Here is a 553-nt window from a genome sequence, read left to right as displayed (position 1 = left end):
GCTCGTAATAGACCTGCGCGATGCTGCTTAGCCCGCACGCCATCAATATTGCATCACTATGAACGATAAACGGGCGCACGTCTTTGACCTGCGTGGCAATATCGACCAAGTGGCGCATGTTATCACTAATAGGACCGAGCGAGATGATAAAGGCATCGGGCAATAGCTCACGCAGCTTGGGCAGGCGCGCATCAATCGCTTGGTGTCCGCCATAGCCTTTTATCACCGTGATGATGGGCGCGCCCTCACGATACGGCTGAGCATCATCTTTTAACTCATTGAGTAACGTCAAAAACTCGGAACGGGTCAAATCCGTACTGGGCGCTGTACCGATAAAATCCAAATATAGGCTTTTCTTTGGCATCCATTCTGGCGTGTCTATCGCTTCAAGGGCGCGCGGATACGGTGCGAGCATTGCCAGCGCCAATGCTTTGATTGCGCAAGGTCGGGCGTTGAGTTGGGATGATTTTTACGAAAATGTGCAAAATGATAATGGGCAGTTGCCTACGCCGACCGCTACCCTGCAAACAGTGCCTGATTTGAACACCTCGGC

The 553-nt window shown here is 51.9% G+C and carries 1 protein-coding gene; it reads right to left on the bottom strand.

Translation table 11 applies throughout. From position 1 onward, the window contains the following. On the bottom strand, positions 1-415 hold a 415-nt coding region (locus tag JMX83_RS15095; protein ID WP_201603422.1), incomplete at its 3' end, for a hypothetical protein. Between the last annotated feature and the right edge of the window lie 138 nt (positions 416-553).

It is taken from the genome of Psychrobacter piscatorii, assembly GCF_904846415.1.
Lineage (GTDB): Bacteria > Pseudomonadota > Gammaproteobacteria > Pseudomonadales > Moraxellaceae > Psychrobacter > Psychrobacter piscatorii.
The sequence above is the reverse complement of the archived record's forward strand: the minus strand, read 5'-3'. Positions and strand labels throughout refer to the sequence as shown.